Source organism: Streptococcus australis (genome assembly GCF_019930045.1).
GTDB lineage: Bacteria > Bacillota > Bacilli > Lactobacillales > Streptococcaceae > Streptococcus > Streptococcus australis_D.
In genome coordinates this window covers 1-8585 of sequence record NZ_JAHZQQ010000064.1, presented here as the reverse complement: position 1 = coordinate 8585, position 8585 = coordinate 1, and the positions used below count along the sequence as shown (strand labels likewise).

The following is an 8585-nucleotide window of genomic DNA, read 5'->3' as shown; positions in this document are numbered from 1 at the left end:
ATGCTGTTTTTCGCAATTCTAGTATATCAGATGAACGTGTCTTTTGTGTTGCACTTCATTTTACAACAGGGCAAAATAAGATAATTAAAAAAATTCTGAATTTAGGCTTGACAGCTTGAAAAATTTTCGGTAAGATAGTCAACATAAAAAAACGAAAGCAGAATCTTATGAAAAACACGAACTCCACATTGTTGAATCAAAACTTTTACTTTAGCTACTTTAGATAGTGTTTGTAGACATGAACTCATGGATGCAAACGAAACGAGCAATTTGTTTGTATCTATGTGGCTAAGATTTTTGATTGTGGTCCATATAGATGATATCTAAATGGACGGCAATGCTGGCATACTTTTAAGTTTGTGAGGAATATACCAACCGTTTAGAATCATCTAAACGGTTTTTTGTATTCTGTTTGAATGTTTTAGAGAAGGAGACATGTTTCATGAAAGTTGTAAAGAAGTTAATTGCCCCGGTTCTGGTAGTTGGTCTACTGATGACCTCCCTCTTGACCCTCCACCACTTGAAGACCTCTAAGCATCAAAAGATCAAGATTGGGATTTCCCAGTATATTACCCATAAGTCTCTTGATGCGACTCGAAAAGGCTTTGTGGAAGAGTTAGCCAAACAAGGTTATGTAGATGGAGAAGAGATTGAAATTGATTATCAAAATGCCCAAGGGGAGCAGCGAAATTTGAAAAATATTTCAAATCAATTGTCACAGGAAAGTGATCTTGTATTTGCCATTGCGACTCCATCAGCACAAAGTATCGCCAATACGAGCAAAAGGACCCCTGTAGTCTTTTCTGCAGTGACAGACCCTCTGGCTGCTAAGCTGGTCAAGAACTTGGATCAGCCTGGTGGCAATGTGACAGGAACGAGTGACCAATCTTCAGATGCCATTGCTACGCAAGTCGACCTGATTCAAAAGGTTTTGCCAACAGCTAAGACAGTCGGGATCCTCTATACGCAAAGCGAGCCCAACTCAGTCGTTCAAAAAGATGAAGCTAAGAAGGTCCTTGAGGCCAAAGGCTACCGTGTCGTAGAGAAGACCATTTTAGACAGTAATAATGTGAAAGCGGCAGCGGACAGTTTGATGTCAGAGGTGGATTTAGTCTTTATTCCAACAGACAACATCATTTCTTCTACAATGGAAACCATTAAACAAGTGTCTTTGAAACATAAGGTTCCAGTTATTGGAGGTTCGATTGAAATGGCCCAAGTAGGAGGGCTCTATACCTATGGGACAGACTACACTGAGTTAGGTCGTCAATCTGCCCGGATGGCGATTCGTATCCTGAAAGGGGAAAAGGCAGCCGAACTGGCAGTGGAGGCCCCTAAGAATCTAGAATTGTATGTTAACAAAGAGATGGCTAAGAAATTAGGAATTGATCTCTCTGGTATGAACGAAAAGAAATAGGAGATGGATGATGGATTTAGTATTATCAAGTTTATCTGAAGGTTTATTGTGGTCGATTATGGCCATTGGTATTTTCTTAACTTTCCGCATTTTAGATATAGCGGATATGACAGCAGAAGGGGCTTTCCCACTTGGGGCTGCAGTCGTTGCGTCCCAAATCCAAGCAGGGCAAAACCCTTGGCTAGCGACCCTCTTCTCGATTTTAGCAGGGATGCTAGCTGGATTGGTCTCTGGTCTTCTTCATACCAAGATGAAGATCCCAGCGCTCTTAACAGGGATTGTGACTCTGACGGGTCTCTATTCGATCAATATTAAGATCATGGGGGGTGTCCCTAATTTATCCATTGGAGATTCTAGTACCATTTTCAAGTCTGTGATGGGATTGGGTTTGTCCAATGAGGAGGCGGTCTTTGCTGTTAGTATTGCTTGTTTGTTATTGGTCTGTCTGATTTTGACCCTCTTGATGAAAACCCAGATTGGTTTGGTTCTTCGTTCGACTGGTGACAATATCCCGATGAGTGAAGCCAATGGGGTGAATGTGGACACCATGAAGATTTTCGGTTACATGATTTCCAATGGCTTGGTGGCATTGTGTGGGGCTCTCTTCGCTCAGACAGATGGCTTTTCAGACGTGACTTCTGGTACAGGGACCATCGTCGTAGGACTCAGTGCTGTTATTTTAGCAGAAGTCTTGTTCCATGATTTGACCATTGGAGGACGCTTGCTTTCGATTGGAGTGGGGGCAATTGTCTACCGCCTCATTATCCTCAATATCTACGAAATTCCAAACCTAGACCAAAACTTGGTCCGTTTGTTTAACGCTATTCTCTTGGCCTTGGTCTTGTTCGCCCCAGAAGCCCAGAAACGTCTCAAGATTCGTGGATTGAAATTAACCAGCAACTAGAAGGAGAAGATAAATGGCAACATTGTTAAAAATTGAAGATATCCATAAGACATTCGAAGCAGGTACGGTCAATGAAAACCATGTTCTCAAAGGCTTGGATCTGACAGTAGAAGAAGGAGATTTCATTTCTGTCATCGGAGGAAATGGAGCCGGTAAATCGACCTTGATGAATATTCTGGCAGGTGGCCTGCAAGTGGACCAAGGAGATATCCTTTTAGAAGGAAAATCCATTAAGCAGACTAGTGTGCGGAAGCGTGCCAAGGATATTGCGCGTGTTTTCCAGGATCCTAAGATGGGGACGGCTTCCCGCTTGACCATTGAAGAAAATATGGCCATTGCTAAAAAACGTGGAGCAAAACGGGGACTCAGTTGGGGGGTCAAAGAAAAAGAACGCGAGGAATTTAAAGCAGCCTTGAAGGAACTCAATATTGGCTTGGAAAATCGCCTCAAAGTGGACACGCAATACTTATCAGGGGGACAACGGCAAGCTTTGACCTTGGTCATGGCTGCCTTGGTCAAACCAAAACTCTTGCTACTGGATGAACATACCGCAGCGCTTGATCCCAAGACCAGTGAAATGGTCATGGAATTGACGCAAAAAATCGTGGAAAGCCATGATTTGACAACCTTAATGATTACGCATGATATGAACCATGCCATCGCATATGGCAATCGTTTGATCATGCTCTACCAAGGCAAAATCGTGGTCGACGTTAAAGGGGAAGAAAAGAAGAACCTGACGGTTGAAGACTTGATGCGCCTTTTCCATCAGAATAGTGGTGAAACCTTGGTGAGTGACGAATTGGTTTTAGGATAAACGAAAAAGGATGGAGATTCCATCCTTTTTATTGATCTCGTCTGCCACATCAAGCTAAAGCTGTTCCTTTTTCCCTAGTAAGCTAGCTGCGAGAACAAGGCTGAGTCCTGCTAAGAAGAGGAGGTATGAACTGAGTTCAGCATTCGTTTTTGGAAGTTGTCCTTGTGAAGCCTGGTCTTGTTTAGAGTTGGGAACACTCATCAAAGTATCACCGGCCTTCCTTGGACTAGTGTTCTCTGAATTTGGCTTGTATGGCTCCCTTCTTTCTGATAGAGTCGGCTCCACTTGTTCACTGGAGTCTGACTGGTAGACAATGGCATAGGTTCCTAACTCTTGTGCCATGAATTCAATCATGCCCTCTCGTAGTGTAAATGCTAATGGTTGGAGTTCTTGATTAGGAGTCAAGACATAGACTTGCTTCACTTCTTTTGATAGTGGAATTCGAACCAATACACTTCCTTTGACTGGAACTGGATTCCCTTCTTTATCCTTGAGTTGAAGGTTGAAAGCATCGTAGGTTTTGCCAAAGAGTCCTTGGTCAAGGACCTTTTGAATCTCTAAATGACTGTCACTACCAATCTCATTTTCTCCACTAATGACCTCTACCTGGCTTGCTTGGTCTTTCAGTACTCGAAGGACATATTCAGGTAGAGAGTGGTTAGCTGCCTCCTGTCCAGCAGTGCCGATTGGTTCTGTGTACTCAGGAAGGGTCACTACAGGAGGTTCTTGGTCTCCCAAATTTGTCACAATAGCAGGTAAGAGAGAGACGGCTGGACTAGTGATGGTCTTTCCTCGGATGGCATAGGCTGAGATGATCTGAGTTTGTTTTTGATGAGCAGTTTCTGGGATCGGCAATTCAACTTGCTGGTCCTTAATCGCTAACACTCGATTTCCATCTGATAGGGTGACGTGGGAATCATCGGTTTTCTTGAGGAAAACAGGATCTTTTTCCCCAGGGAAATGAAGGGCAATAGCATCCCACTCCCCAGACGGAAGTGTGAGGGTAATCGTCTGATCGCCTGCTTTTATTGGGGCCAGGCTTGGAGTATCTAGGGATACTGTTGACGGCTTCAGGATGTCAAATGAATCCAGAGAAATCATTTTTCTATCATCAGGAGAGTTAGGATCCACTGTCAGGGTAAGGATATGATCTCCATTGCTTAAGTTTGTATACTCGCCAATCAACACATTCTTTTCATAGTCAGCACTTGAGTAGAAGTCCAAACTTGGCATTTCTTTTCCATCTATGGTGACTAAGGCTTTTCCATAGTCAGAAGATTTTAAGCCGTAAATACGAATACCTGTACCAGTGAAAGGAATGGTTGCTTTGGCCTCTGAATACTGAGATGGATCCACGTTTTGGAGAGTCGCGTATTTTTCTGTCGTTTGATATAAGCCTGATTCGCTCCAGTCCTTGAACAAGGAGCCATAGTGGATACGAGAATCTCTGTCATCCATCTTTTCAACAGTCGCCCCTTGACCTGGATAGATTTTAAAGTAATCTATGGAAATTTTTGAGCGTTCATTCCCTCGGTTCAAATGCTCCTTCTTCACGGTTAGAGTCAGAAGGTGCTCTCCATCAGGAAGTCCTGTAAACCGACCGATTAGAGCACTTTTTTCCGTCTCTCCCGATGTGTGGAAATCCAGGTCTCCTACTTTCTTGCCATCGATTTGAACTTCCGCTAGGCCTAATTCAGATGATTTGAGGCCATAGATTTCAATTCCTCGCCCATTAAAAGTAATCCTAGCAGTGGCATCGTTGTCAGAATAGCTATCGACAGTTAGGTCAGCATATTTTTCAGTTCCCGCAAATAGGTCAGCATCCTCCCAGTTATGGAAGGCAGGACCGTATTGAACACGAGGATCTCTGTCGTCCATCAATTCGACAACTGGCTGGATTGACGCAGCTTCTGATGCTTGCCTTGAGCGCTCCCCAATCATGGCTCTAACAGTATAGCTATAGCTGTGAAGAGAATCAATGGAGCAGTCGATGAAATGAGTGACATTAGTTAGGAATTCCTTGACAGAAGAAGCGTCATTGCTTTCATCTTTGCTTTCTCGACGGATGACATAGTGGGTCGCATCTGTAACCGGATTGAAATCGAGTTCAGCTGTTACAGCATCTTTTCTCACAGCAGATAGGCGAGTAACCTGCTCTGGCAACTTCTCAAAGGTAATCTGATCCCCTTTTTGAGTGGCAATCTGAATCCGATTGCCCTTCAGAAGAGTTGGTTTGATTTCTTTCCCGTTAATCTTGACAATACTAGATTCGATGTCTGGATAATCGACCACTAAATCTCCCCCAGCATGGGAAAGAAAAGCTAATGACTCAAGATTTTTTTCTTTCCATTTCATGCTGACTTCGAAGTTGCCACGAGCGACTAGACCTGAAATTTGCCCATCTTTCCAGGCATCCGGAAGAGCTGGTAATGGAGCAATGTAGCCTGTGTGAGATTGAAGGAGCATTTCTACCATCCCGCTAGTGGCACCAAAGTTCCCATCGATTTGGAAAGGCGCGTGTGTATCCCAGAGGTTTTCTAGAGTTGAAGATTTAAGCTGTTCAGCCAACAAACGATGGGCACGATTTCCATCAAGTAGACGAGCCCAGAGGTTGATTTTATTGGCCTTGGACCAACCAGTCCCCCCATCTCCACGATGGTTTAAGGTTGCGCGTGCAGCCTCCAGGTATTCCGGCTGATCCTTGCTAAATTGAGTTCCTGGGAAGAGCCCAACTAGATGGGAAACGTGACGGTGATGGTTTTCAATTCCTTCATTAGTGAATTGAGGACTGTCTTCTTCGTACCATTCCTTGATTCGGCCCTCTTGGTTGATATGAAGTGGTTTGAGCTTGTCAAATTTAGTCTTCACTTCGGTAACTAAGTCTTGGTCGACATTTAGATGATTGGCTGCTTCCATATAGTCGTGGAAGAGTTGCCAAACTAGGGATTGGTCAAAGGTATTCCCAATTGTGATGGTTCCATGCTCTGGCGAGTAAGATGGAGAAGACACCCAACGGTCACTTGCCTGGTCGTAGTGCAGGAAGGAGTTCCAGAACTTAGCAGTTTCCTTAAGCATTGGATAAATCTTTTCTTTGAGATAGTTCTCATCCTTGGTGAATTTGTAGTAGTCATAGACATTCTGCATCATCCAGGCATTGGCAGCCGGAGACCAACCCCAATAATAGTCCCAACCTGGAGTGGTCCAGCCAAACGGTGTAGCTTGGGTGTGGACCAGCCAACCATTTTCTTGGCCTTCTTTGGACTCGATACCGGCATACTCTTTAGCAGCGATACGGCCATAGTAGCGCAGGTCATCGATATAATTGACCATTGGCTTAGCCGTTTCTGCGAGATTGCTCATATAGGCAGGCCAGTAGTTCATCTGAAGGTTAACGTTGAGGTGGTAATCAGCGTTCCAAGGTGGATTGTCTACAGCATTCCAGACTCCTTGCAAGTTAGCAGGAAGGGCATCAGTACGGTCACGAGACGAACTGATGAGGAGGTAACGTCCGTATTGGAAGAAGAGTTCCTCTAGTTCTTGTCCTTTTTCCGGATTATAGGTTTGGAGAGCTTCTTTTGTCGTTTGAGTAGACTTGCTACCGCCAAGATTTAGTTGAACACGGTTGAAGAGACTTTGATAGTCCTCGATGTGGTCATGTTTTAGAGTTTCATAATCTTTGGCCTTGGCAGCTTCAACGATAGATTTAACAGTATTTTCTACGTCAATATCCTTGCGATAATTGGTTTTTGGATTTTGAGCAAAGTTGGTCTTGGCACTGAGTAAAAGGGTCGCATAGCTAGCTCCAGTGACAGTCAAATAGCCATCTTGGGCAGTGACTTGTCCGTCTGTCTTGATTCCAAGATAAGAGGCAAATTGTAGACCATTGTCTTTGACAGTTCCCTTAAGTAAAATACCATTCGAATCAGTCGTAACCGCCCCTTGTTTATAATTCGAATATTCCCAAGAGTAATCGCCATTAGCAAGTAAATCTTCTGTTAAGCTATTCCAAAGGGTAAAATCGAGGGTCTTATCACCTTTTTTACTTAAATGGGTTACAGTAACATCGTCAGGATAGCTAGAGAAGGTTTCGCGTTTAAAAGTGGTTCCATCTTGGCTATAAGAAGTAGTCGTGATAGCTTGGGTAATATCTAAGTCACGATGATAGTCGGTAACATTTTCCAAGCCTTTCTTTTGGTTGTTAAAGACCATAAAGATATCACCAAAAGATAAATAACGACCATACTGAGCATTGTTTGGTCCCACTAGATTTTCTTCAGCTAACTGTTTCGCTTTTTGGCGGTCTCCAGCTTCAAGGGCCTTACGGATTTCTGCTAAGACCTTATAGCGGTCTTGATAGTTCCCCCCATTGTAATCGGTGCTATCCGGTTGCGGTCCACCAGACCAGAGAGTTTTTTCATTGTATTGGATTCTTTCTTCACCGATGAGCCCAAAAACTTTTGCCCCCATTTCTCCATTTCCGACTGGTAGGGCTTGTTTTTCCCAGCCATCATAGGAAGGAGCAGCTGGTTGATTGTAGGTCAATTGATAATCAGTTTGTTTGGCCACGGGAGTCTCAACTTTCATAGTTTCCTTATCTTTATTCGGCTCAATCGAACTAGTCGAACCGTCTGTATGACTACTTTCAACAGTTCTATCAGGAGTTGAGTTTCTTTCTTCAGAAATAGGAGCAATAGGTGGATTTTCTGGCTTGGATCCTCCAGTTCCGTCAGTCGGACTCTCTATGGCTGGGGCAGCTTCAAGGTGGTTGCTTTCGTTTTGACTTCCAACAATACTATCAGCACCTACCTGGTGTGAGCCGAGAAAAATGGCTCCTAGTAAAACAGAAGCCGTACCGACTGTTAGTTTGCGGATACTATAACGACAGGATTTTTCCAAAAATCTTTGGTCCATAGAACTCTCCTCTAGTTTTTTGAGACCGCTTACATTTTTAATTAAAGACAGTCCCTTCATATTTTATTTCTATCATATCCAATTTAATAGGGAAACAGGAAAATGTCAATAGCTTTTAGGTAAGATGCAAATTTGAGAGTGTTATTTCTTGAAATAGTAGAGAAATAAGAGATGAATGAGCTATTGTTTTGGGCTGAAAATAGTTTTCATTTTCGGATATCGTAAAAAAACGGTAGAGTCCATTCTCAACTGTCAGCGGAGTACTCTATTTTTGATTTCTTTTTGCATAGTCGACAAAATGAAACTTGTCTAATTTATGACAGCTTTCGGTAAACTGGAATTGCCGACCGTCTGCTAAGTAAACTTGGGAGCGGACCGATACAACGTGTTGGTCTTTTCCAAGATCCAGTAAGATTTTATCGCGATTATCGATTGGTGAGATCAAGATTTCTTAAGATATTGATAAATTGCAAGAATAAGTGCAACATTTACTTGAACTCATCCTCTAGAGCTTCACAAGCAGTTCTGTAAGCTAA

4 protein-coding genes and 1 pseudogene are annotated in these 8585 nt (G+C 43.2%); 3 read left to right on the top strand and 2 right to left on the bottom strand.

The annotated features are described in order from the left end of the window. The first annotated feature begins 442 nt into the window (after positions 1 to 442). The 3 genes from K1J10_RS09505 to K1J10_RS09495 are packed head-to-tail and all read left to right on the top strand — an operon-like array spanning position 443 to position 3138. Positions 443 to 1417, top strand: a complete 975-nt coding sequence (locus K1J10_RS09505; protein ID WP_223357089.1) for an ABC transporter substrate-binding protein — start codon at positions 443 to 445, stop codon at positions 1415 to 1417. A gap of 10 nt (positions 1418 to 1427) precedes the next feature. Further along, positions 1428 to 2321: an ABC transporter permease gene (locus K1J10_RS09500; RefSeq protein WP_223357087.1), complete on the top strand. Its 894-nt coding sequence runs from the start codon at positions 1428 to 1430 to the stop codon at positions 2319 to 2321. A gap of 13 nt (positions 2322 to 2334) precedes the next feature. Then, on the top strand, positions 2335 to 3138 hold the full coding sequence (locus tag K1J10_RS09495; protein ID WP_048689747.1) for an ABC transporter ATP-binding protein: 804 nt from the start codon (positions 2335 to 2337) through the stop codon (positions 3136 to 3138). A gap of 54 nt (positions 3139 to 3192) precedes the next feature. Here K1J10_RS09495 and K1J10_RS09490 read toward each other — a convergent pair whose 3' ends face one another. Both K1J10_RS09490 and K1J10_RS09485 read right to left on the bottom strand, forming a co-directional pair. After that, complete coding sequence (locus K1J10_RS09490) at positions 3193 to 8049, bottom strand: glycosyl hydrolase family 95 catalytic domain-containing protein (protein ID WP_223357085.1); 4857 nt, start codon at positions 8047 to 8049, stop codon at positions 3193 to 3195. A gap of 265 nt (positions 8050 to 8314) precedes the next feature. Further along, a pseudogene (locus K1J10_RS09485) lies at positions 8315 to 8500 on the bottom strand (UTRA domain-containing protein); the annotation flags it as partial. Between the last annotated feature and the right edge of the window lie 85 nt (positions 8501 to 8585).

Coding starts and splice junctions, on each gene's coding strand:
- K1J10_RS09505 (WP_223357089.1), top strand. CDS start 443: ATGAAAGTTGTAAAGAAGTTAATTGCCCCGGTTCTGGTAGTTGGTCTA.
- K1J10_RS09500 (WP_223357087.1), top strand. CDS start 1,428: ATGGATTTAGTATTATCAAGTTTATCTGAAGGTTTATTGTGGTCGATT.
- K1J10_RS09495 (WP_048689747.1), top strand. CDS start 2,335: ATGGCAACATTGTTAAAAATTGAAGATATCCATAAGACATTCGAAGCA.
- K1J10_RS09490 (WP_223357085.1), bottom strand. CDS start 8,049: ATGGACCAAAGATTTTTGGAAAAATCCTGTCGTTATAGTATCCGCAAA.